This is a genomic window from Alloprevotella sp. Lung230 (assembly GCF_014385435.1).
In the GTDB taxonomy this organism is placed as follows: Bacteria; Bacteroidota; Bacteroidia; order Bacteroidales; family Bacteroidaceae; genus Alloprevotella.
The window spans coordinates 352,630-375,109 of sequence record NZ_JACSUD010000001.1; the positions used below are offsets into that span (position 1 = coordinate 352,630).

18 protein-coding genes, 2 tRNA genes and 1 pseudogene are annotated in these 22,480 nt (G+C 47.3%); 12 read left to right on the forward strand and 9 right to left on the reverse strand.

Translation table 11 applies throughout. The features are described 5' to 3' along the window. Positions 1-760: 760 nt before the first annotated feature. Positions 761-1,543 (forward strand): DUF481 domain-containing protein, encoded by a 783-nt coding sequence (locus H8527_RS01300; protein ID WP_187544959.1) that lies wholly within the window; start codon positions 761-763, stop codon positions 1,541-1,543. Positions 1,544-1,924: 381 nt separating this feature from the next. Here the strand turns inward: H8527_RS01300 and H8527_RS01305 are convergent, their stop codons facing one another. Then, positions 1,925-2,269 (reverse strand): MarR family winged helix-turn-helix transcriptional regulator, encoded by a 345-nt coding sequence (locus tag H8527_RS01305; RefSeq protein WP_187544961.1) that lies wholly within the window; start codon positions 2,267-2,269, stop codon positions 1,925-1,927. A 125-nt stretch (positions 2,270-2,394) separates the two neighbouring features. Then, complete coding sequence (locus H8527_RS01310) at positions 2,395-2,511, reverse strand: DUF2892 domain-containing protein (protein ID WP_370539211.1); 117 nt, start codon at positions 2,509-2,511, stop codon at positions 2,395-2,397. A gap of 645 nt (positions 2,512-3,156) precedes the next feature. Between H8527_RS01310 and kbl the strand changes: the two genes are divergently transcribed. Continuing rightward, complete coding sequence (gene kbl / locus H8527_RS01315) at positions 3,157-4,344, forward strand: glycine C-acetyltransferase (protein ID WP_187544962.1); 1,188 nt, start codon at positions 3,157-3,159, stop codon at positions 4,342-4,344. Between the two features lie 123 nt (positions 4,345-4,467). On the opposite strand, the gene H8527_RS01320 is transcribed toward kbl, so the two are convergent. The 4 genes from H8527_RS01320 to H8527_RS01335 all read right to left on the reverse strand — a co-directional run bounded on the left by H8527_RS01320 (position 4,468) and on the right by H8527_RS01335 (position 9,173). Further along, positions 4,468-5,376 (reverse strand): IS30 family transposase, encoded by a 909-nt coding sequence (locus H8527_RS01320; protein WP_187544964.1) that lies wholly within the window; start codon positions 5,374-5,376, stop codon positions 4,468-4,470. 186 nt (positions 5,377-5,562) lie between these two features. Further along, a complete protein-coding gene (locus tag H8527_RS09985; protein ID WP_187544966.1) occupies positions 5,563-8,313 on the reverse strand; it encodes an outer membrane beta-barrel protein in 2,751 nt (916 codons plus the stop codon). 103 nt (positions 8,314-8,416) lie between these two features. Then, positions 8,417-8,647: a hypothetical protein gene (locus H8527_RS09810; protein ID WP_255498482.1), complete on the reverse strand. Its 231-nt coding sequence runs from the start codon at positions 8,645-8,647 to the stop codon at positions 8,417-8,419. Positions 8,648-9,091: 444 nt separating this feature from the next. Then, positions 9,092-9,173 (reverse strand) — tRNA-Leu (locus tag H8527_RS01335). A 311-nt stretch (positions 9,174-9,484) separates the two neighbouring features. On the opposite strand from H8527_RS01335, the gene H8527_RS01340 reads away from it, so the two are divergent. The 10 genes and pseudogenes from H8527_RS01340 to H8527_RS01380 all read left to right on the forward strand — a co-directional run bounded on the left by H8527_RS01340 (position 9,485) and on the right by H8527_RS01380 (position 20,175). After that, positions 9,485-10,558 (forward strand): mannose-1-phosphate guanylyltransferase, encoded by a 1,074-nt coding sequence (locus H8527_RS01340; protein WP_187544968.1) that lies wholly within the window; start codon positions 9,485-9,487, stop codon positions 10,556-10,558. 281 nt (positions 10,559-10,839) lie between these two features. Continuing rightward, positions 10,840-11,688, forward strand: a complete 849-nt coding sequence (locus tag H8527_RS01345; RefSeq protein WP_187544970.1) for a 1-acyl-sn-glycerol-3-phosphate acyltransferase — start codon at positions 10,840-10,842, stop codon at positions 11,686-11,688. A gap of 5 nt (positions 11,689-11,693) precedes the next feature. Continuing rightward, positions 11,694-12,662 carry a GNAT family N-acetyltransferase gene (locus H8527_RS01350; RefSeq protein ID WP_187544972.1) on the forward strand — a complete coding sequence of 323 codons (969 nt, stop codon included), beginning with the start codon at positions 11,694-11,696 and terminating at the stop codon, positions 12,660-12,662. A gap of 333 nt (positions 12,663-12,995) precedes the next feature. Then, positions 12,996-13,703, forward strand: coding sequence for an IS30 family transposase (locus H8527_RS01355; protein WP_187544974.1), 708 nt, complete (start codon positions 12,996-12,998; stop codon positions 13,701-13,703). Positions 13,704-13,886: 183 nt separating this feature from the next. Continuing rightward, positions 13,887-13,967: pseudogene (locus H8527_RS09815) on the forward strand (transcriptional regulator); the annotation flags it as partial. A gap of 145 nt (positions 13,968-14,112) precedes the next feature. Further along, positions 14,113-15,951: a P-loop NTPase fold protein gene (locus H8527_RS01360; protein ID WP_187544975.1), complete on the forward strand. Its 1,839-nt coding sequence runs from the start codon at positions 14,113-14,115 to the stop codon at positions 15,949-15,951. Continuing rightward, positions 15,951-16,811, forward strand: coding sequence for a hypothetical protein (locus tag H8527_RS01365; RefSeq protein WP_187544977.1), 861 nt, complete (start codon positions 15,951-15,953; stop codon positions 16,809-16,811). The genes H8527_RS01360 and H8527_RS01365 overlap by 1 nt, the downstream gene beginning before the upstream one ends. Next, complete coding sequence (gene qatC, locus H8527_RS01370; protein ID WP_187544978.1) at positions 16,808-18,106, forward strand: Qat anti-phage system QueC-like protein QatC; 1,299 nt, start codon at positions 16,808-16,810, stop codon at positions 18,104-18,106. The genes H8527_RS01365 and qatC overlap by 4 nt, the downstream gene beginning before the upstream one ends. Continuing rightward, complete coding sequence (locus tag H8527_RS01375) at positions 18,106-18,804, forward strand: TatD family hydrolase (protein ID WP_187544980.1); 699 nt, start codon at positions 18,106-18,108, stop codon at positions 18,802-18,804. The genes qatC and H8527_RS01375 overlap by 1 nt, the downstream gene beginning before the upstream one ends. 135 nt (positions 18,805-18,939) lie before the next feature. Beyond that, positions 18,940-20,175 carry an IS4 family transposase gene (locus H8527_RS01380; RefSeq protein WP_187544982.1) on the forward strand — a complete coding sequence of 412 codons (1,236 nt, stop codon included), beginning with the start codon at positions 18,940-18,942 and terminating at the stop codon, positions 20,173-20,175. Positions 20,176-20,414: 239 nt separating this feature from the next. Here H8527_RS01380 and H8527_RS01385 read toward each other — a convergent pair. The 3 genes from H8527_RS01385 to H8527_RS01395 form a co-directional block, all read right to left on the reverse strand. Then, positions 20,415-20,501 (reverse strand) — tRNA-Ser (locus H8527_RS01385). Between the two features lie 283 nt (positions 20,502-20,784). Further along, on the reverse strand, positions 20,785-21,690 hold the full coding sequence (locus tag H8527_RS01390; RefSeq protein ID WP_187544984.1) for a dihydroorotate dehydrogenase: 906 nt from the start codon (positions 21,688-21,690) through the stop codon (positions 20,785-20,787). 4 nt (positions 21,691-21,694) lie between these two features. Then, the gene (locus H8527_RS01395) at positions 21,695-22,477 is read right to left on the reverse strand and encodes a dihydroorotate dehydrogenase electron transfer subunit (protein ID WP_187544986.1); all 783 of its coding nucleotides are present in this window, start codon (positions 22,475-22,477) and stop codon (positions 21,695-21,697) included. Positions 22,478-22,480: the final 3 nt, after the last annotated feature.

Here is a 22,480-nt window from a genome sequence, read left to right on the forward strand (position 1 = left end):
TTTTCACAACCGAAATGAAGCCTACTGTTTACAAAATCCAGAGGGAAACATTTCCATAGACGTATTCCCGAAAAATTCCTCCACTCTCCCAACAGGAAAAATAATCAAAAAAGGTTAATCCCAAAATAAAGAAAGGGGAAGTTTTTAAAGTTGTAAATAACACAAAAATAAAGGCTGGTTAAACGGACAAATTCACGAGAAAAGTAAGCAGAAGGAAAACCACACATCATTTTGTAGAAATACCTATACACAGAAACAAATAAATCTTTTTATTTATAGCCATCTTCAGAACATATACATAGAAATACATATACAAATGAAAAGCAGATTACAAAGAGATCGAGAAAAAAACACAGTTTTTTCGCACAACGAATATTGTCAAAAAAATATTTTCACTATCTTTGCAGCGCATTTTCACTCCTACTGATATACCCTTTCATAGATAGGAGAAATTGGAAAATCTTCTGTTTCAACCTCTAAAAATGTAAACCCTCAATTTGACATTTGACAAGAAAATGAATCAAGAACATTTTGTATCTATCCTCGGTTGGATGGCTACTGCAACTGTCATGGCCATGTACATTTCCGAAGTAGGTATTCAGAATTAATTGATACCAGATTTGTTTCCATTTTTGTCTGCTTGTTTTTGCGAAAAAAGAGTGTAGCGGGCTACACGACTGATGAACAAAAGGGAGACAAAGATAGTGTGAAAATAGAGAACATTCTACAATTAAATCACCCACTTAACCGACAAAGCAACATGAAAAGACTACTTTATATACTGCTGATTTTATTGATACCGGCTCCCATGTATTCACAAATGCTGTTTTCAGAAAATCTTACGATGAACATCGACAGCACCAAAACGATACAAGGAACGATTTCACCCGTATTGGATTTCAAGACAGAAAAAGAAAATGTGCTTACCCTCAAGAATACGGCTAATCTCAACCTGTTAATAGGGCGCAATAGAGTCATCAATCTAATCAACAAACTGGAATTTTCAACCTATGGCAAAAAAGTAACCGTGAGCGGAGGCCATGTCCACACCGAATATCGTTATCTACTCGACCACGCTTTTGAAATCTATCCTTATGCTGAATCTCAATGGGCAGAGAGTAGAGGTATGGCCTATAAGATTTCTACGGGCTTGCAATCGCGTTACCGACTGATTAACAGCAAGCATTGCCTAATATTTGCAGCTGCGGGTCTGTTTTTCGAATATGAAAAATGGGAAAATCCCTCCCCCACCCCTTTAACCAGCAAATACGTAGACAGCCGCAGAGTGAAAAGCCACTTATCACTTAGTTTCAAACATCGATTGGGAGAAAGCTGGGAACTGACAACAACCGCCATCCATCAAGCCACCCCCGACAGCTACTTCAAGAAAGCGCGTTTTGGCGGAGCCATCGACCTCAAATATCGCATCACTCCAACAATCGGCATACGCGGTTCTTACAGACTCATCTACGACACCCACCCGATTGTACCTATAAGAAAAAATTATACGACAATCGACACCGGTCTTGACATTTCGTTCTAACTCAAAGTAAAGGAGTCGAAGCAAGTAACAGACAGATGGCTTTCATCACAAAGAGATTTATAAAATCACTTTCCGTTTTTCAGCAAGAGGATTACTTTCTTGTGGTTTATCCACTTTTGCACAACATTCACTTCACAACATCCATCCGGGCATTCTGCCCCTATCATCTTCCTCTTTCATTGCCCCCAAGAACACGCCTAAAAAACATAGGAGATAGGAAAATCTACCTCAGAGAAAAATAAATTTACCTCAGAGATAGAAAAAACTATCTCTGAGGTAAATAAAACGGAGCGTATGGACTTTGCAGAGGTCTGCACCGCTTCATCAGGAGTACATCATAGTGACGCATTGCATAGAGGAGGGCAAGACGTTGCCCACCTGCTATCGGAGCAATTCCGGGAGTTCCATCGTGTCGGACTTGAGGGTAGCCAACCGTTCTTCCCCTCCGGGCGTCAGTGTAAAAAACATGCGGCGCTTGTCGTCTTTGTCCATGCGGCGCTTGATGAGCCGTTGGCGTTCGGCCGAGGCGATGACCTTTGAGGTGTTGGAGTGCGTCAATCCCAAAGCCTCCGCCACTTCGCCCGCTGTCATCTGTGTGCGTTCTGAGAGCGCACACAGCAGCATCGCCTCGTTGAGGTTGAGGTCATAATGTTCTTCGACATAAGCCTCAAAGGCTATGATGGCACGATAAGTGTCGCGGATGCGGCAAATGCTTGAACTATCCATAGACGTAGAAAAGAATGAAAGAGGGGAGAAGGGAGAGCAACGCTGAAGCGTGGTAACATCAAGACATCGGAGCACCGGAGCCTCGAAGCCTCCATAGCGTAGCCCTCGGAACGTCGGAGCATGCCCTACCGTTTCTTGCACAGACACTGCAACAGCAGTTCGAGCGGGCAAAAGCCCGTAAAGACCGACTGCACGAGATTTGCGCCTGCAAAGATAGAAAGAAAGTTCCAATAAGGCGACACAAAGTGTCCAAGAATGATTTCAGGGAGGAGATTTCGTGCATTTCTGTTGTTTCTTTGGAGGTGGTAGAGATCAATGGTCCTAAGAAACGTTGTGTGAAATCAGTACATTCCCTCAATCGAGCCAAACAAACCTATAGAGAATCAGCGCCTTGCAAGAGATGCGGGTGGGATAAGAGCGTCAATCATCCGGAGCAACTGCGTAAAAAGTTTTGGAGGCCGTCGATGATTTCCGTGAAAAAGAGAGGAGATTTCAGAAATATCGTGTAACTTTGCTCGTGAATTAACAACCGATTGTCTCGCTGTGGTTGGACAGAAAGGACCTTGCATTTCCACCATGAAAGTCTTAAGTAGGTCTTCAGAATGAATTGATACTATATTTGCTTCCATTTTTCGTCAGTTTGTCTTTGCGAAGAAGGAGTGTAGTGGGCTACATGACTGATGGACAAAGGCGAGATAGTGGAAAAAGCAACAAAGAGGGCATCAAAGTAGAGAACTTCTTACGATTAAAATAGCTACGATTAATTTTGAATACCTACACTTACCTTCTGTGGCATTCTTTTCCCTGGGATTTCCTTTTCGAAAATTGAAATCCGGCACGTTCATTCAGACAACCACCTTGACAAAACTAATAAAAAACATCACCTCATGTACGGCAAATTTCAGCAACATCTACAAGCTGAGCTTGCGGCCATTCGCGAAGCCGGGCTTTACAAAAACGAGCGTCTCATCACAAGCCCTCAGCAGGCAGAAATCACAGTAGGTCACCAGAAGGTGCTCAACTTCTGCGCCAACAACTATTTGGGCTTGTCCAACCACCCGCGGCTCATTCAGGCGGCCAAAGACGCGATGGATACGCGCGGCTATGGGATGTCGTCGGTGCGATTTATCTGCGGCACGCAGGACCTGCACAAGCAGCTCGAAGCCTCCATCGCCGACTTCTTCAAGACAGAAGACACCATCCTCTATGCCGCCTGCTTCGATGCCAACGGCGGTGTGTTCGAGCCCTTGCTCACGGCCGAAGATGCCATCATCAGCGATGCCCTCAACCACGCCTCCATCATCGACGGCGTGCGCCTGTGCAAGGCCAAGCGCTACCGCTATGCCAACGCCGACATGGCCGACCTCGAAGATCAACTGAAGGCAGCGCAAGAGCAGCGCTTCCGCATCATCGTGACCGATGGCGTCTTTTCGATGGATGGCAACGTGGCGCCCATCGACAAGATTTGTGACCTGGCCGAAAAGTACGATGCCTTGGTCATGGTCGACGAAAGTCATTCGGCCGGTGTTGTAGGCAAGACTGGCCGTGGCGTTTCCGAGTTCTTCAACACCTACGACCGCGTAGACCTCTACACCGGTACGCTCGGCAAAGCCTTCGGTGGTGCAGTGGGCGGATTTACCACTGGTCGCAAGGAAATCATCGACATGCTGCGTCAGCGCAGCCGCCCCTACCTCTTTTCCAACTCCATTCCTCCCTCGGTGGTGGGAGCGGCCATCGAGACCTTCAAAATGCTCGACGAGAGCAACGAAATCCACGACCGTCTCGTGACCAATGTCGAGTACTTCCGCACCCGGATGCTCGAAGCAGGATTTGACATCAAGCCCACCCAAAGTGCCATTTGCGCGGTGATGCTCTACGATGCCAAACTCTCGCAGGTCTACGCTGCCAAACTCCAAGAGGAGGGCATCTACGTGACGGGCTTCTACTACCCCGTTGTGCCGAAGGACCAAGCGCGCATCCGTGTGCAAATCTCTGCCGGCCACGAGCGCGCTCATCTCGACCGCTGCATCGAAGCCTTCATCAAGGTGGGCCGTGAGCTGGGCGTGTTGAAATAATCGCTGTCTCTACCTCATCCACATGCAAAATGCGTTGAGAAAGAAACTTTTCTTTCTCAACGCATTTTGCATGTGAACAAGTTCTGTAAATGAGAGAGGTCGAGTCAACCGGCAAGTGCAAAATTAAGCTATTCTTTTGAAGAACTCTGCTTTTGGTGTCTCAAACTTTAATTTTTTCCTAGGTCTGCTGTTGATTTTCTTTTGTATGCTCGCAATCTTTTTATCTGTAACTTCATCGAAGTTGGTGTGCTTTGGAATATACTGTCTGATGAGTTTATTTGTATTTTCTATCGCCCCCTTTTGCCATGAGGCATAAGGATCGGCGAAATAGACGACCGCTCCTAAATATTTCGTAATCAGCTTGTGTGGCGCAAATTCAGGACCATTGTCAGTGGTAATGGTCTTGATATATTTCTTGTAGGGCAGAAGCAGCCGTCTGACCTCCTTAACCAAGGGCTCTGCCTTCTTCCCATGGGCAAGTTTGGTCATGAAGAGCATGTTTGTGGAACGCTCCACGATCGTGAGTATGGCGTGGTTGTGTCCATCCACAATCAAATCCATCTCAAAATCCCCAAAGTGTTTTCCGTCCGCCTGCTCGGGACGCGAGTGAATGCTCGTTCTGTCGGCTATGGGGAAAGGCCTGCGTTTGGGTCGGCGCCTATATTTGAGTTTGTGACGGGTGTGGCGCGCCAATTCCCCGCTTGCATCGGCATGAATCATGTTGTAGATGCTTTGATGTGAGACTCTGACGCCTTCCTTCTTCAATACGCCCGATATTTGTCGCGGTGACCATTGTTCTTCTATGATGAGTTGTTTGATTCTCCACACCAATTCGGGAGCAAGGGCTGCATTGCGTGTGGAACGCTTGCGACGCTCCATTGCCTTGTCGTGCGCCTTGAACCAAATGTACTTGCCCGACCGAGTACTGTTGCGTCTTAATTCACGAGAAAGCGTGGATTGACTGGTCCCCACGATACGTGCAATCTCTTTTCTTGGGCATTTTCTTTGCTCTGAGGTTAGTTGTTTGTACATAGCAATACAAAGATAATTAATCTCCAAGAGTCCTCAAAAGGGGACTCTTTTTTGTATTGTCGGTATCGCTCTTCGGGGCTGCGCGCCCCGGCCGCGAGGCAAACCCGCGGTGTTTTTCATAGATTCGGACCTATGAAAAAAACGAATGATTTGTTGCACTTCGATTTTGAAAGTACGACGACGCGTCTACTTAATACTACCCTTTTTAGTTAGTTGTAAGCGACATTTCAGCATAAAGTAAGCGGGAATCACATTCTTGAAGGTTTCAACGTGTCCCTGACTATTGATGGTCTGTGTCGTATTGCTTAAACGGCGCAAGATATCAAAACCTTCCAATTCTACGCTCCACCGCTTACTCAACTCACGGTGTAAACGCGCATTCCAGATGAGTTCATTGGTATTCGCCGCAGGATTTTCATACCCACGCCGACTATACATTTTCAAATCCGTAGAAAGCTGAAAATTCCATAGGCGAGGAGATTTCAGCGTGAAACCATAGTGGAACTCTCCAACGCGGACGGCTGTAAAATCTGCACGCTTACTTGTTGCTTGGTTAAAGCCACCACCACCGAGAAGCGTTAAAGAAAAATTCTTATGGTTGTAGCCTAATTCGATATCGGAGGTCGTCCAAAGCGTATGCACAACGCTTCGTAAGGGGACTGTGTTCGATGCTCCAAGATAATCTACTCCTCGATTCAGCATAAGATAGGACGTGATTTCCAAACTCAGCTGCTGCTTCTTGTCTAGGAAGCGCGAGTGCGTCAGTTTGATGTCCCAGTTGCAATTGCCATCCACATTGCGAGGCGTATAGACCGTGACGCCCGTGTGCCGATTGTAGACCGACGCGTAGCCAATGCTATTGCACTCCCAACTCAAAGAGGAGTTAAGGCTATAGGTCGTATTATCTTCCCTCGGCTTCCATTGCAATTCCGCCTCCAAGTTGTGTGTATGCTCCGGCTTCAAGGCACTGTTTCCCTTCATGATGTTCAACGGGTCGAGCGTATTGTCCTCCTCGATCAAGTCGGTGGTCGTGGGCTGTTGGGCGCTGTGGCTATACTTGAAATTTACATAACTATTTCCCTCATCCCAGCGGCGGCGGAGGTCAATTTCTGGGACAAAGAAAAGATAGTTCTTCCGAATCCTTCCATCGAATCCTCCTCGCGCGTATTTGAAATCAATATGCTCTCGCGTGAAGGGGAATTTCAGCAACACATACCATAGGGAGGTCTCGTACTTCAAATTCAACGCCAAATTGTGCCACACAGCGTGCGAACACAGTTCAAAAGAATTCTGTCGGTCAATATGCTTCAAATACTCTACCTCGGAGGGCAAAGTCCCAATCTCACGGCGAGTGTTTTCGCCCCAGCCTGCCACTCTGCTCAGCAAATAATGTCGGAAATCCTGACGTGTCCTACTATATCGGAGACTATAATCTGCGGTAAAAAGCAAGGCAGCGTTCATCCACGCCATATAGGTTGCACCGCCCTCTGCCGAAAGACTCGAGGAGGGATCCATTTTACTGAAAAGTCGGTCAAAATTGCTAGCCACCGTCTGTGAATGGGGATAGACGACCGAACGATTCAGAAAATCCTTGCTCCTTTCTTGCGAATACGATATCGAACTGTTCGCCAAAATCATGTCATTGCCCCACACTCGCCGCTGCAGACTGAAGGAAGCACTCCCCACAAACGCCTTACGCTTATTCAAATACTCCGATGTGAGTCGGTGCAAAAGCGATTGTCCCCAGGTGGCATGTGGCGACAGCACACGAAGACTGTCCGTGAGGCCCAACTGCGTAAAGGGAGATTGCGAAAAAAGCCCTTGCAAGTTCGCGCCCTGCTTCTTCATGTCCTGATACGATGCATTGAGGCTCAGCCATGTCCACGTGTGTTTCCAAGGATGAAATTCCCAAGTGTTCTGTGTGGTTACGCCAAAGTCACGTTGGTGGTCCTCCAAGGTTTTGTACTTCCACAGACTGCCGTCTGCCACAAAGGAAATGCCCGTCTCTTGTTGTTCCGCAAAACTCTTTTGCGAGAGTACCTGCGTGTTTCCATAGACCTTGTAGCGCTCTTCGGGATGGGTGAAAAGGTAATCAAATCCACCTTTCTTAGTCGTCACTTGGTAGTCAGAAAGGTCATTTGGCGTCCAGTCCTCGTTTTCCCCAGGCTTGTGTTCGTCGCTGATATTGTTCGCATTGCCATACACCGAGAGTCGCGAATGAGGCGTGAAGCGTATCGCAAAGAGTTGCCCCACTTTGCGATTATGCGTGCCGACTCCTCCTAGAAGATGCCCCAGCCAACCGACACTATACGCTTTCTTCAGCCGAACGTCCATCGTAAAGATTTTTTTCTCGGCTTCCTTGCCCATACGACGGCTCAGTTCTGTACTTTTTTCCAAGACCTGCACGCGCTTCACCGTGTATGCCGGCAAATTGTCCAGTATTAGGCTGCGGTCCTCTCCAAAGAATTTCTGTCCGTTCAGCAGTAGATCCTCCACGCGCCTGCCATTGACAAAGATTTCTCCGCCCTTTTTCAACTCTACCCCGGGCAACTGCCGAATAAGTGCATCGAGCATCGACCCTTCGCCTACCTCAAAGGCATCGGCATTAAACACAAGCGTGTCGCCTTTATGATAAAACTTGATTTTTGTCGCCTGTACTACCGCCTCTCCCAACACTTTCTCTTTCGGTTTTCTTCGCAAATAGACGTTGGGCATTTGGCGCATAGTTTCTCTTGACTTAAAACTAATCGCAGGCAACTCTATCTCATGCTCCTCATACCCAACCGCAGAGAATAGCAACTTCCCTTTCGGTACATGCTTACCACACGAGAAGTACCATGTTGCATTATCGTAGCCCACTTTGACATTCTTATCCGTCACCATAGAGTCTTGGGCGACTCCATCCTCCGAGAACAAGGTCACCTTAACACTATCCACAATAATTCTCGTTGCTGCATCAAAGACGCCACCATAAAAATAATGCTCTTGTGCTGAGACTCCGAGAGAAACAAAAAATAGCACAATAAAAACAAGGGATACCTTATCGCGTGTGGTAGCTTTCACTTTCACTGTAGTTTTTATTCTGGTTATGAAGAATTTGCGAAAATAACAAAAGTATTTCCTCGTTAGATAATAAATTCAGCTGATTCAACTCTTCTACGATAGTCGATAGTACCCTTATCTCGCGCCAATGCGGATAAAAAGCCCTGAAAGTGTTTTCAGTCGCTTCCTTTCCCGAAGCTTGTTGCCGGGCTTCCTTGGCTTTCTTCACGTTTTGCCAATTGTTTTCAATGGCTCTGCGTACCGCTTTCCTCATCCGAATGGTCCATGAGCGGTTTTCGACCTCGTCCGGGACGTGTCTTCAGCCCCTTGATGCCCTCCACCTCGAAGCGTTTCAACCATGGGTGACCGAGATGTGTGTCATTTCCGTTTGCACACCGACCTCTTTGGAGGTCAAGCCTTGGGATTTCAATAGGAGGACACGGCAACGCATACGATATGCATGGCTCTTGCCGTGGCGAAAGCCCTCTTCCAATTACAGGCTATCTGATATAAACTAATTCTCAACATCTACCGATCTACTTATGTGCTTGAGGAAAGAGGGGCTTGCAACTGGGGCTTAAGACTGCCCCCGAATCTACGGAAGCTTGTCTTCTCATCAGTCGAAGTAAAAAAAGACAGACCGACAATCGTGGTGATTGCCAGTCTGTCGCTGTACTCCGAGCCGGGGTCGAACCGGCACAGGTTTCCCTATCGGTGTTTGAGACCGACGCGTCTACCGATTCCGCCATCGGAGCATTGGGTGTGCATTGAGTTGCGGTTTGTGGGTGCAAAGATACACGTATTTTTGAAACCGACCAAACCTTCCGGCGAGAAATCTTGCTCTCATTCGGAAAAGTTGCTGTTTTCTGCATTTCTCGGGCAATAGTATTGCTTATTCTTCGTTCTTTCCGTATCTTCGCATAGCAAAATATAGCTCTACGACCGTCCTTCCTATCGGGAGAGAAAGACTTTTCTATAAAAACGGTGGTATTGCTCCATGAGGACTAAAAACACTGCTCAGGCAGAACGTTGCCCATTGTTTATTGCACAAAACAAAGTTTCGACTATGAGAACGCACGACTATTGCATCATCTTGGCCGGTGGCGTCGGACGGAGACTGTGGCCGGCGAGCCGCGAACAACGCCCCAAACAATTCATCGACTTCTTCGGAGTGGGCCGTACCTTGCTGCAGCTCACCTACGATCGCTTCGCTGCCATTCTCCCCCCGCAGAACATCTACATCTCCACCTTTGCCAACTACGAACAGTTGGTGCGCGATCAGCTCCCGATGCTCACCGACGAGCAAATCCTCATCGAGCCGGTGCAGCTCTCCACGGGGCCGGCGGCGGCATGGGCCTCCTGGCACATCGCCCAGCGCGACAACGAAGCCTGCATCGTGACCACACCGGCCGACCAACTCATCACGGGCGAGGTCGCCTTTGCGCGAGAGATTGCCGAAGGGCTTGACTTTGTGCGCGAAAGTCGGCAATTCCTGGCGATGAGTGTCAAGGCCGCGACCCCCATGACGGCCTATGGCTACATCCAGAAAGGAGAGTCTCTTGCGGGACATCGCTATCAGGTGAAGTCGTTCACGGAAAAGCCTCCCCTCGAGTTTGCGCGCACCTTCGTGGAGAGTGGCGAATTTCTTTGGAACACCGGCCTGTTTCTTTGGGCGGTCGGCACGATGTGTCGGGAGTTTGAACGCTTGATTCCGGGATTGGTGCACGCCGATGTTATGGTGTCGACTCGCGAGGAGGAGCAGGCCCTGATTGCTCGCTGCTATCCGGCGGCGGAGTTTCGCACCCTCGATGCTGTGGCGCTGGAAGGCGATGTGCCTGCCGTGGTGCAGGAGTGCACCTTCGGATGGCGCGATGTGGGTTCTTGGCCGGTGATGAAAGAGGCGCTCGAAGGCGATGTCGACGGCAATGCTCGGATTGGCGGTGCGGGCGTGGTGTTTCAAGCCACGCAAAACACCCTTATCTGCCTCCCCGAAGGTGTGGGGGCGGTGGTGCGCGGGCTGAACGACTATTTGGTGGCGCTGGAAGGTAACATGCTGCTCATCACGCCCAACGACGATGCCTCACGTCCCCGCCACCTCACCACCGAGGTGCAGGTGAAGTTGGGCGAAAGTTTTTTGTAAGTAGGTCTTCAAAATTAATCGTGACAATCTTCTGCGTAGAGTGTTCTCTACTTCGACACCATCTTTGTTTCAATTGATTTTGAACACCTACTTAGCCTTCTGCCCCTTTGCTCTCTCCAAATGGGTTTGCGCTTTTGGCAAATCGACAGCTCCGTACTTTCAAAATCGAAGTGCAAAAAAGGACGACAACGAGGCGGTTGGTTGTGAAATAATCGTTACTTTTGCAGCCAAAATAGAGCGAAAACGTTTATATCCTTAACGTTCTACAGAGTTTTATTCAAATGGCACAACCCAAAATCATCGACATCGAACAAGTGTTGCGCAACAAGATGGGGGGCAAGGCTCGCTTTGTTCCCCGCTTTTTGATCAACTACCTCAAGCGCATTATTCACCAAGAATGGCTCAACGAATTCATTCTGCGCGAAGGCGAAACGGAAGGGGTGCGCTGGATGGAGGATTGCATGCAATATCTGCGCCTCAACATAGAAGTGCACGGACTGGAGAAGTTGCCGAGTGATGCCGATGGACGATGTTTCACCTTTGTCTCCAATCACCCCATCGGAGGGCCTGATGGCATTGTCTTAGGCGCGGTCTTGGGGCGTCACTACGAGGGGCGCATCCGCTTTTTGGCCAACGATCTACTGATGAACCTCACCGGACTCGCCCCCCTCTTCATTCCCATCAACAAGACGGGCCGCAACGGGCGAGACTTTCCGCGCATGGTCGACACAGCCTTCCGCGGCGACCACCACATCATTTTGTTTCCCGCCGGCTTGTGCTCGCGCCAAATCGATGGGCGGATTCAAGACGTCGCTTGGAAGAAAACGTTTGTCAGCAAAAGCATCGAGACGCAGCGCGACGTCATCCCCATCCACTTCAGCGGGCGCAATTCCGCCTTTTTCTATCGGCTGGCCAACCTCTCCAAATGGCTGGGCATCAAGTTCAACATTGCCATGCTCTACCTTGTGGACGAACTCTACAAAAAGCAGGGCCACACCTTTGTCATCCACATCGGATGCCCCATCCCCTGGCAGAGTTTCACGGCCGAAAAGACACCCGCACAATGGGCTGCCGCCGTGCGCCAACAAGTCTACGACCTACCTCAGCCCTCCTCGGCTGCACCCCTCTAAGCCTTATGCAAGAAATCATCGCTCCCATCAGTCGGGCTTTGCTCAAAGCCGAACTCACTCCCGAACTCAAACTGCGCCAAACCAACAAGGCCGGCAACGAGATTTACATCATCACCCATCACAACGCCCCCAACGTGATGCGCGAAATCGGGCGCTTGCGCGAAATCGCCTTCCGCGCTGCCGGGGGAGGCACAGGACTTCCTCTCGACCTCGATGAGTTCGACACCTGCGAGCACCCCTACTATCAGCTCATCGTCTGGAATCCCGATGCCGAAGAAATCCTGGGAGGCTATCGTTTCCTCCCCCCGAGCGACATCCGCTTCCAAGACAATGGGCAGCCACGTCTGGCCACGGGCCACATGTTTCAGTTTTCCGACAACTTCATCGAAAACTTTCTTCCGCAGACCGTCGAACTCGGGCGATCTTTCGTCACCCTCGAATACCAAAGTACGCGCAATCTGGCTAAGAGCCTCTACGCCCTCGACAACCTTTGGGACGGACTGGGTGCGCTCACCGTCGTCATCCCCGGTCTGAAATACTTCTTTGGGAAGATGACCATGTATCCCTCCTTCGACCGCCAAGCGCGCGACATGATACTGCACTTCCTCAAACGACACTTCGGCGACCGCGACGGACTGGTCACTGCTGTGCATCCCATCCTCCCTGAAATGCCCGAAGACGAACTCCGCCGCCTCTTTGTGGAAGACGACTTCCGCGCCGACTACAAAGTGCTCAACAAGGCGGTGCGCGAGCGCGGCTTCAACATCCCTCCGCTCGTCAATGCCTACATGAATCTTTCACCCACGATGCGCGTGTTCGGCACCGCCATCAACGAAGACTTCGGCAAGGTCGAAGAGACCTGCATCCTCATTGCCGTCGACGAGATATTGGAGGACAAACGCAAGCGCCACATCGAAAGCTACGTTGACCCCGACACCCTCCCGGGCATGCACAACCTCTTCTTCAAAGAGTAAGCCTCAAGCCGCATGCGACCTCCCTGCCGCTTCTCCACCTTCGTATAGCTCCACAAAACGCCACAGCTCAACTTCGCTGTGGCGTTTTTTGTTTGAATACACCGATGATCCATCTTCCTCCTATGAAGACCGAAATTGTCTTATAAGAGAATTAAAATTGTCTTATAAGAAAATTGAAATTGTCTTATAAGAGAATTTGAATTGTCCTACAAGAGAGTTTGACCCTTAAGCTTCTTTTCGTCCAGCAAAGTGGTGGAAAGTGTGACATAAAAACGCTCCTACTCGAAAGGGAGTGTCTCACCTTGCGAGTAGGAGCGAGAAGTTCCTCCCGAATTGGTGTGGAGAATCAAACAACTCATCATAGAAGAACAATGGTCACCGCGACAAATATCGGGCGTATTGAAGAAGGAAGGCGTCAGAGTATCACATCAAAGCATCTACAACATGATTCATGCTGATACAAGCGGAGAATTGGCGCGCCATACCCGTCACAAGCTCAAATATAGGCGCCGACTCAAACGCAAGCCTTTCCCCATAACTGATAGAACGAGCATTCACTCGCGTCCCGAGCAGGCGGAGGGAAAACGCTTTGGGGATTTTGAGATGGATTTGATTGTGGATAGGTACAACCACGCCATACTCACAATCGTGGAGCGTTCCACAAACATGCTCTTCATGACCAAACTTGCTCATGGGAAGAAAGCAGAGTCATTGGCCAAGGAGGTCAGACGGCTGCTTCTGCCCTACAAGAAACACGTCAAGACCATTACCACTGACAATGGTCCTGAATTTGCGGCACACAAGCTGATTACGAAATATTTGGGAGCAGTCGTCTATTTCGCCGATCCTTATGCCTTATGGCAAAAGGGAGCTATAGAAAATACAAATAAACTCATCAGACAGTATATTCCAAAGCACACCAACTTCGATGAAGTTACAGATAAAAAGATTGCGAGTATACAAAAGAAAATCAACAGTAGACCCAGGAAAAAATTAAAGTTTGAAACACCAAAAGCTGAGTTCTTCAAAAGAATAGCTTAATTTTGCACTTGCCGGTTGACTCTACGACGTTGTTCTTTAATCATCATTGATTGTTAAAGAGATTACTTTTTGTGTCCCCTCGTTGGAAAATTATTTTCATTAGCGTGAAAGTTCCGTTTTTCTTCGTTTTATTCATTATAAGTTCATAACTTTGTAGTCAAAACCAAGATAAACTATCATTCGATGGGACAGAAAGAGCATATCAACCTCATCAAGGAGCATTTGAAGAAGCGAGGTATCACCCAAACATGTCTCGCCAAAGAGTTCTGCGAATTTTGCCCACCCATTATGCAAGTTATGGGCTGACAATAACTATGAATGCTTACGTCCTATATAACAGTTAATCATCTGATAAAGCAGTTGATGTTTCCAAAGATATTATTGGTAAAGTAAAGATAAGGGAATAATTATGTGGCCAGATAAAGAAACAGAGATTGACTACCTAAATTTTGGTTACATGGTAGATCTGGTTGCTGATATAGCGACCAATAGAGATTTGTCACCATCAACAATAGGGTTGTATGGCGACTGGGGCAGTGGCAAATCTAGCCTAATGAAATTAGCTCAAAAGAAAATTGAAGAGAAGTACCCTAAGAACGAGAAAAAGAAAGATACTGTTAAAACCCTATGCATAGAGTTTAACGGTTGGCTTTTCGAAGGATATGAAGACACCAAGACATCTCTTTGTGGTGCGATATTGGATGCACTTGCTGACGAGAAACGCTTTAGCAAGAAAGTGACAGATTATGCAAAAGAGCTGATAAAGAAAATCGACATCAATAAGATTTTAGGGAAAGGAGTCAAATATGGATTGGATTTATTTCTGTCTGGAGGTATTGGGATATTGACCGATTTGTCGCTTAGGAGTTTACTATCTACCATTAAGTCTAATGCAGGCGAAGTACAAGCGAAAGACATAGAAGAGATCCTTAGTATGCTTAAGAAGAACGATAAGACACGGACAGAGATCAAAAACTTTCGAAATGAGTTTAAAGATCTGCTGAAGAAGAGTAAGGTGGAAAATGTCGTTGTGTTCATTGACGAACTTGACCGTTGCCTGCCCGACACCGTGCTTGAAGTTTTTGAAGCCATGCGATTATTCTTATTCGTAGAAGGCATGTCATTTGTTATAGGCGCAGATGAACGTCTGATACAGTATTCCATAAAGAGCAAATACAAAGAGGTTCCAGGAAATAATTTGGATATTGGGAAAGAGTATCTGGAGAAGGTAATCCAATATCCGTTATACATACCTCAATTGACACGAGCTGAAGTCAATCAGTATCTTGCTTGTCTGTTGTTGAAACAAACGCTATCTGATGAAAAGTTTAAAGAAATACTAGGTATAGTCTATACTTTGACTCCAGATCAAGACTTTTCTATGGACCTTATTAGTGACAAAGCACCAGATCTTACAGAAAATTGCAAACAGGAAATGGCACTTGCGCGACAAGTTTCATCTGTATTGGCCCCTAGTATTAATGGAAACCCTCGACAGTGTAAGCGTTTTTTGAATACATTGTATATGCGACTTGAACTTGCCAAAGCAAGGAATGTTACTCTTGATAAGAATATATTGGCTAAGCTTATGTTGGCAGAATATTTTAATCCAGAATTTTTCAAGGCCGTCACAAAGCCTGAAAATAGAGAGCTTTTCAAGGCTTTTGAAAAAGGAGAGGAATTGAATGAAGACAATCCTTTTGCTGCGTGGAAAGAAAAGGATTGGGTGAAAAAGTGGATGCAAAATGGTACACGATTGGATGACGAAAAGTTAGATAAATACGTCTATTTTGCAGATATCAAAAATCGCTATGGACAATCAAATCTCGATCTATTGAGCCCAACTGCCCGCAAGTGTTATGATCTATTAGTTGACGGTACAGAAATGAATAGAAATGTTGCCTTAAAACTGGTAGGCAAACTTTCACCTGGAGAGAAAACCATCATTGCATCAGAGGTTTTTGCTGTGATAGAAAATACATCAAATATGAATGTGGAGGTGTTAAGGTCTTATACCGAGTTCTGTTTGAAAGCGGAAATGATGGAAGAAGCAGTGAAAAAACTGATGGAGCAACCTGCAAGTAAATACAGTGCTATTGCTTACAGTCAGTTAACTCCATTTATAAACAAGCTATCGCCGGAGGGGGCAAAGGAGTTTAATTCTTACCTTTCGACAAACATGGAAGTGAAGAAGACCATTGAGAGACAGGCAAAATTAAAATCAATAATACCTTCAGATAAAAAATAATGGGCACATCAAGTTTATATGGCGGTCCAAAGAAGACATCTTTATTGCCATCTGATTATGATCCTAATGTGAATCCAGAACAGGAAGCTCCTGCAGAAGATGCACCATTCGCGGCTGTACCTACTGAAGACAGACCAGAAGAGGAAGAACCTCAACAGGGCAAGCCAGAGGGTCAAGAGAATGAACAACCGAACCAACCCTCTGCTAACTGGGGTACGGCACGCGGTTCGATGCGGAAAGCCATGAACAATGGAAGTAGTGGCAACGTCAAGAGTGCTATAAGAAATTATACCAAAGCACTTGGCGGACATACTAATGCTACGCGACAGGCTACGAAGGTTCGCAGAACTGCAGGAATCCTCTACTCCTACTTCGCAGGAACTCCTGAAACCATTCGTCAACGCCTTGTAGAGATAGGGATACGGTTCGATGGAAGGGCTACGAAAGACATCTTTAATGATATATGCAGACTTATTGCCCCCATACCCAACGACCTTGAAGACTCTCTGACAAATAAAGCCCTACGGGAGACTTTTGCAGATGTGGCGGCAGATCAGAGCATCGACCTCAATCAACTTGAAAGCTTTAATGAAGAATTACTGCAACGATTAGTGGGGGGATTGATAAAACATTATATTTTTGACAAACTGTTACTACAATCTGAGCAGACTGCACTTAAGAACTGTGAACAGATATCAGGCCTACGAGAGTTGGAGAAATCCATTAAGATATACATTGATGGGATAGTTGACAGTGTTGTTCCTGATCTTATTAAGAGTGGGTTGAATCCTGCGGACTTCAACCGTGCACTGGAAACATTGTGTGATATTTCTTATCAACAAATGGAGGAGCTGCGATGAAAGAGAGTTTTGTTTTTACATTGTCGGAACACGATAGTTTTCAAGCTGATGGATCAAGAAGAGTAAATATCAATGATTCGTCAGCATTCCAATATACATTTTGGAATCCAACTGCTGGTTTGGGAAAGAAACAGATGTATGTCACGCCCCTGAGTTTTACCGATGAGGCTCTAGACTTATTGTACATTTCCCTTATGGTATTCTGTGTTGACAGGAGTGTGGGTCGTAAAAAACAGGAAGATGCCTGGACTCGCAACCTTGAACTGTACATCCCTGTAAAGGCTTATGAGAAATGGGAACGTTCTAAATCTATTCTCATAAATGCACTCAATTTCTTGACAGGTGATCACTGGACAATACATTTCAGAGAAAGAGTTGCCATTACGGAAGATGAGGACAGCTACAAAAAAGGCAGATGGCGTTATCGGCACTCTGTCAGAAAGATAGACACTGATGTTTTCTGTATGCTTTCTGGTGGATTGGATTCTTTTATCGGTGCTATTAATCTACTCAAAGACGGAAAGAGACCTATCTTCGTCAGCCATTATGGTGGTGGCAAGGGAGTGAAAAAATTCCAAGACAAAGTAGTTAGCTTATTGAAAGACCAATATTCTATTGTCCCAGAACGATTCTTCAGGTTTTATGCCGCTTCACAGAATGGTGTGGAGGACACAACACGTTCCCGCTCGCTCATGTTCTTTGCCCATGCCATTGCTATTGCTTCAGGTATGGGACATCATGTTGACTTGTATGTACCGGAGAACGGTGTGATTTCGTTGAATATACCCCTGACCGTTATGCGATTGGGTAGCCTCAGTACACGCACGACTCACCCGTATTTCATGAAAATGCTTCAAAATCTATTAACAGAGTTAGATCTTGAAATTTCGTTAGTCAATCCTTTTCAGATGAAGACAAAGGGTGAAATGATGAAGACCTGTAAAGACCTTGATTTCCTTAATACCCATTATAAGGAGACATTGTCTTGTTCGCACCCAGACCAAGGACGCTGGACAGGAGAGGCAGTAGGGCATTGTGGAGAATGCCTGCCTTGTACCATTAGGAAAGCGGCTATAAAAGCTGCAGGGTTAGATGATGTCACTACCTATCGACACCATTACGAAACTAAAACAGGAGTAGAGGCATTATGTTCTTATAAATTGGGATTAACAACTCAAAAGGACAGTTATGCGGCCATACAGATGTCAGGTCCAATTTCGGAACATCTACATGATTATGTCAGTCTTTACGAACGAGGTATCAAAGAATTGGAAAATCTAATCAATTTACTATAATGGAATACCTCTACGACACCCATTTTCATTTGGATTTACAGAAAGATCGAACTGCGGCTATTCGAGAAATCGAGGGGAATAAAATATATACTATAGCAGTTACTAACTTGCCAGATTTATATAGGAAGGAATCTGGTGAGATAGCGAGCCAATATATTAGATTTGCACTTGGTTTTCACCCAGAGTTGATTCATCAATATAAGAGCCAAATTCCATTAATGTGGGAACTCTTGCCTGAAGCACATTATATTGGAGAAGTAGGTTTGGACTTTGTTGATACAATGTATAAGAACGAACAGATAGCATTCTTTAGTGAACTGATAGAAAGATGCCGTTTTTGTAGAAACAAAATAATAACAATCCATTCACGTCGTGCCGTACGTCAAGTTCTGAGAATTATTGGCAATAATTATAGGTTTAAGCCTATCCTTCATTGGTTCACAGGTAGTAATGATGAACTACTTGAGGCTGTAGATGCTGGATTTTATTTCTCTATCAATGGAGCGATGATGACTTCTAAAAGATTTCTCGCCTTACTTCCATTAATCCCTAAAGAACGATTATTACTGGAAACAGATAGCCCATTTACATATTGCCAGAAGACACACCACCACACGCTGGAGAACATCATGCGCCTTATAAAGAAAGAAAAAGAAAATGTTGATCTATGGTGTAATTTAAAGACGATATTGTCATAATAATAGAATTCTTTACTATATTAATTTATTGCTGTCCGGTAAAAGTTTTTCTCTCCACATAAAATAAGGCTGAAGTCCGTAGTTGGACTTCAGCCTTTTGGTTTATCTTTGTTTTTACCACAAAACATGATAACCATGAACAAAGGTACTCATTTCTTCGGACAGCCGATGTACGGTCAGCTTATAAGTTTGCTCGACAAAGCGCAAATTCTTCGTATCAGTCAAGAAAACGGTGGAGAACACTACGTCAAACACTCCGATGCTTGGCAACACTTGGTCGTTATGCTCTATGCAGTGGTCAAACGCTTTGACTCCCTGCGCGAAATTGTGGCATCTATGCTACCCGAAGCCCGTAAATTGGGACATTTGGGCATTAACGCCATGCCGCGTCGCTCCACACTCTCGGACGCCAACCTGCGCCGCAACGAATGTATCTTCGAAGCCATTTACCGAGAGCTGTATGCCACTTATAAGCACGTGCTTTCCGCGGACAGCCGACGGCGCGGGTGTCCAAAGTGGATCGAACGCTTGCAAATCATCGATTCGACGACCATTTCGCTCTTCTCCAATCTCATTTTCAAAGGTGTCGGACGGCATCCGAAGACAGGGAAAAAGAAGGGCGGGATCAAAGTCCACGCCAATATTCATGCCAACGAGTTTGTGCCCTCCGATATCCGCTTCACCTCGGCGGAAAAGGGTGATTCCTTTATGCTCCGCCCCTCCAACTACCACTGCGGCGATATCTTGGCCTTTGACAGAGCTTATATCGACTACGCCAAGTTTGAAGAAATGACGGAAGCCGGCGTGAAGTATGTCACCAAGATGAAGAAGAATCTCCGGTACGAAACCCTTGAAGATGTGATGTATATGACCTCGGAAGAGGTGATGGTATACCGCGTGCAGCAAGTGGTGTTCACCAAACGGAGCAAAGGAGGAGAGGAACTAAAACACCGGGCAAGAATCATCACCTACGCTGACCGTAAGAAGCACAAAACCAAACTGATCTCGCTGCTTACCAATGACATGGAAATGTCGATTCAGGACATCATCGAGATCTATCGCCAAAGGTGGGAGATAGAACTACTTTTCAAGCAACTCAAACAGAATTTTCCCCTCAGATATTTCTATGGAGAGAGCGCCAATGCCATCAAAATTCAGATTTGGGTCACATTGATTGCCAATTTACTGCTCATGGTGCTGCAAAAGCGGATCAAACGCAATTGGAGTTTCTCTAATTTGGCCACGATGGTGCGCATCATGCTCATGTACTACATTAACTGCTATAGTTTCTTCGAGCATCCGGAAAAAGATTGGTCGAAGATTTTGGATACCCACGATAAGCCACCCGCCGAACCTTCACTCTTTGACTAAGGGGGCTTACTTTTCGAAAAAGGAATCCGCAATGCCTATGGATGGGCGTTGCGGATAGGGAAAATGTGTCGTTTTGAAGTTTAGCGGACAGCAATAATATTAATTTAGAAGAGAATCAAGTTTGTGAAAATAGCCATATAATCCCCAAGAAGTTTTGCAACTCTTTGCTGGAATACTTTCTTTTTGGGGTGTAATAAAGGGTGTAAATCACATAACTTTCTGATTTACACCCTTGTTTGCGGAGAGAGAGGGATTCGAACCCCCGGAACAGTTACCCGTTCACCGCATTTCGAGTGCGGCCCGTTCGACCACTCCGGCATCTCTCCTGGGAGTGGAATTGGTAAAGATGAAATAGGATCCCTTTTGGAAAACCACGAAGGTATCTGATTCGGCTGCAAAAGTACAATCAAAAAACGACGTGAGCAAGCCTTTTCTTCGCTTTTTTCGTCACCTGCCCGATTTTGAAAGTACGACGACGGTACGGTACGACGACGGTACGACGACGGTACGTACAGATTTTGAAAGTACGTACAAGTTTTGAAAGTATAGGTTTTGAAAGTGCAACAGATTTTGAATATACACATTTCGGCAGAAGCAGAAGCCAACTCCTCAGACGACTCCGATGATGTCGTGCAGGTCGCGGATGCCGTGGCTGTCGCACCATTCGTTGATGCCGTCAATGACTTTAAGAGTGACGGTGGGGTCGATGAAGTTGGCCGTACCGATTTGGACAGCGGTGGCGCCGCACATGAGAAACTCGATGGCGTCGTGGGCATTCATAATCCCTCCCAAACCGATGACGGGGATGCGCACAGCTTTGGCCACTTGGTGCACCATGCGCAAAGCGACGGGCTTGACGCAAGGGCCGGAAAGTCCGCCCGTTCCGATGCTCAGCCGGGAGCATCGGCGCTCGATGTCGACGCTCATGCCCATGAGGGTGTTGATGAGCGAAACGCTGTCGGCGCCCTCAGCTTCGACAGCGCGAGCAATTTCGGCGATGTCGGTGACATTGGGGGAAAGTTTGACAATCAGGGTCTTCGGATAGGCCGCCCGCACGGCTCTGACGACGGAAGCAGCTCCGGCACACGTTACACCAAAGGCCATACCGCCGTCGTGTACGTTGGGACAGGAGATATTGAGTTCGATGGCGGGAATGCGGTCTAACGCTGCGACCTTTTCAGCGCACGCGGCATAGTCTTCGGGCGACGAGCCACTCACGTTTACGATGGCCGCGGCGTCAATGTCTTTGATTTGAGGATAGATGTGTTCGGCAAAATAGTCTACGCCTTTATTTTGCAGTCCCACGCAGTTGAGCATCCCACCGGTGGTTTCTGCCATGCGCGGATAGTCGTTGCCTTGTCGCGGCATAAGGGTTGTCCCTTTGACAACAAAGCCTCCGAGGCGGTTGAGGTCGATGAAGTCGGCAAACTCAAGGCCGTAGCCGAATGTTCCGGAGGCGGTGAGCACAGGATTTTTGAGTCGAAGCGCTCCAATCTGAACGGCAGTCTGTACCATTGTCTTATTCCCAGGTTAGTTCGTTAGTATTGAATACGGGGCCCTCGGTGCAGACACAGAGGTTGCCGCGCACGGTTTTCTCGACACAGCAAAGGCAGGCACCTACTCCACAGGCCATTAGGTTTTCGAGCGAAACGTGGCAAGGCAGTTCGTGCTGTCGGGCCAATCGGGCAACGGCGACCATCATCGGTTTGGGGCCGCAGGCGGCCACGGCATCAAAGGTTTCGGTTTCCCAAAGGCTGTGGTGGGTCACAAAACCGCGTTCGCCCAGCGTTCCGTCTTCCGTGGTCACGCACACGGTGCCAAATTCAGCAAACCGCTCTCGTTCCAAAATGTCGCGGCTGCTGCGTCCGCCGAGCAAGAAGGTGGGGCGGTGGCCTGCAGCGTGCAACTGCCGACCGTAGAGGAGCATGGGAGCCGTGCCCACGCCGCCGCCCACGAGCAGTAGACGCTGCGATGCGGCAGTGGGAGCAGGGAGTGCAAAGCCGTTGCCAAGCGGATAGATGCAGTTGAGCCGGTCGCCCACTTGCAGCCGCGCCAGTGCGCGCGTACCCTCACCGACGAGATGGATGAGCAAATCGAACGTGTTGTGCACGGCATCGTGGTCGTTGATGGAAATGGGGCGACGCAGGAATGTGGTGGGCGAACCCTCGACGGCGATTTGTACGAATTGCCCTGGCAACATGGGGGGAAGCGGTGCTTGCTCATCGGTGAGACGCAGGAGGAGATAGTCTTCGCGAAGCATCTCGCGACCGACCAGCCGCAGATCTTTGACGTATTTTTTCATAAG

What these genes read in the sequence shown, in the direction of transcription:
- H8527_RS01305 (WP_187544961.1), bottom strand. Translation starts at nt 2,269, where the DNA reads ATGGATAGTTCAAGCATTTGCCGCATCCGCGACACTTATCGTGCCATC.
- H8527_RS01365 (WP_187544977.1), top strand. Translation starts at nt 15,951, where the DNA reads ATGGGCACATCAAGTTTATATGGCGGTCCAAAGAAGACATCTTTATTG.
- H8527_RS01375 (WP_187544980.1), top strand. Translation starts at nt 18,106, where the DNA reads ATGGAATACCTCTACGACACCCATTTTCATTTGGATTTACAGAAAGAT.
- kbl (WP_187544962.1), top strand. Translation starts at nt 3,157, where the DNA reads ATGTACGGCAAATTTCAGCAACATCTACAAGCTGAGCTTGCGGCCATT.
- H8527_RS01360 (WP_187544975.1), top strand. Translation starts at nt 14,113, where the DNA reads ATGTGGCCAGATAAAGAAACAGAGATTGACTACCTAAATTTTGGTTAC.
- H8527_RS01395 (WP_187544986.1), bottom strand. Translation starts at nt 22,477, where the DNA reads ATGAAAAAATACGTCAAAGATCTGCGGCTGGTCGGTCGCGAGATGCTT.
- H8527_RS01380 (WP_187544982.1), top strand. Translation starts at nt 18,940, where the DNA reads ATGAACAAAGGTACTCATTTCTTCGGACAGCCGATGTACGGTCAGCTT.
- H8527_RS01350 (WP_187544972.1), top strand. Translation starts at nt 11,694, where the DNA reads ATGCAAGAAATCATCGCTCCCATCAGTCGGGCTTTGCTCAAAGCCGAA.
- H8527_RS01300 (WP_187544959.1), top strand. Translation starts at nt 761, where the DNA reads ATGAAAAGACTACTTTATATACTGCTGATTTTATTGATACCGGCTCCC.
- H8527_RS01320 (WP_187544964.1), bottom strand. Translation starts at nt 5,376, where the DNA reads ATGTACAAACAACTAACCTCAGAGCAAAGAAAATGCCCAAGAAAAGAG.
- H8527_RS01345 (WP_187544970.1), top strand. Translation starts at nt 10,840, where the DNA reads ATGGCACAACCCAAAATCATCGACATCGAACAAGTGTTGCGCAACAAG.
- H8527_RS01340 (WP_187544968.1), top strand. Translation starts at nt 9,485, where the DNA reads ATGAGAACGCACGACTATTGCATCATCTTGGCCGGTGGCGTCGGACGG.
- H8527_RS01390 (WP_187544984.1), bottom strand. Translation starts at nt 21,690, where the DNA reads ATGGTACAGACTGCCGTTCAGATTGGAGCGCTTCGACTCAAAAATCCT.
- qatC (WP_187544978.1), top strand. Translation starts at nt 16,808, where the DNA reads ATGAAAGAGAGTTTTGTTTTTACATTGTCGGAACACGATAGTTTTCAA.